Source organism: Mesotoga sp. HF07.pep.5.2.highcov (assembly GCF_003666285.1).
Taxonomy (GTDB): Bacteria; Thermotogota; Thermotogae; order Petrotogales; family Kosmotogaceae; genus Mesotoga; species Mesotoga prima.
In genome coordinates this window covers 1-795 of record NZ_JFHJ01000628.1, presented here as the reverse complement: position 1 = coordinate 795, position 795 = coordinate 1, and the positions used below count along the sequence as shown (strand labels likewise).

The 795-nt window shown below is 45.4% G+C and carries 2 protein-coding genes; both read right to left on the bottom strand.

The window, feature by feature from the left end; translation table 11 throughout:
- Positions 1–393: single-stranded DNA-binding protein (locus BG32_RS13505; protein WP_147435056.1), on the bottom strand; the 393-nt coding region annotated here is incomplete at its 3' end.
- A gap of 3 nt (positions 394–396) precedes the next feature.
- On the bottom strand, positions 397–795 hold a 399-nt coding region (locus BG32_RS13500; protein WP_147435054.1), incomplete at its 5' end, for a 30S ribosomal protein S6.

The following is a 795-nucleotide window of genomic DNA, read 5'->3' as shown; positions in this document are numbered from 1 at the left end:
AGTGCTTTCAACCACATTAGTATCCTGAATCGATCTATCGAAACCGCCCGAAGACTGTTGGGCCTGAGCTTTGGTTTCCATGAATCTAATATTCGAGGCGGCGACTTCGGCATTTGATCTTGGTTCACCATCCTGCGTTTTCCATTTGTTGATTCTTAGTGAACCCTCGACAAGTATTAGCCGACCTTTAGTTAAATAGTTTCCGGCAAACTCGGCCGTCTTTCCAAATGTCACAATCCTTATAAAATCGGTATTGTCGTTGTTGGATGAAGGTACGTTTCTGTCGACCGCAAGTGTAAACGTCGCTATTTGAGTACCACTGGCAGCAAACTTGATCTCTGGATCACGAGTGAGTCTGCCAATCAGGACAACATGATTGTAGCTAATTGACATCTCTTAGTCCTCCGTCTGCTTTACTTCTTCTATCTTTTCAGATTCTACATCGACTGCTCCATCAGTAGCAGTTTCTTCAGAATTCTCGAGAACTGCTTCATCGTCAAGATTTTCGTCTGGGGCTTGAGTTTCATCGACTGCCTCTTCCTGCTTCAAGAGCGCTTTCTTCTCAGCCTTTTCAAGGTCCTCTCTTCTGAACGTCTGCCATCTGAAGACCTCAGGCGTAACCCCGAAGAACCTCTCAAGCGTGTCTACTGATTCGGGATCGGCTTTGAACTGGATAACTGTGTAATCACCTTCACTGAAACCCTTTGAAACTCTGTAAGCGAGTTTCCTCATACCCCATCTGTCGAACTTCTCAACTGTTCCTCCAACTCGTTCGACAATGTAGTCTCTCACCTT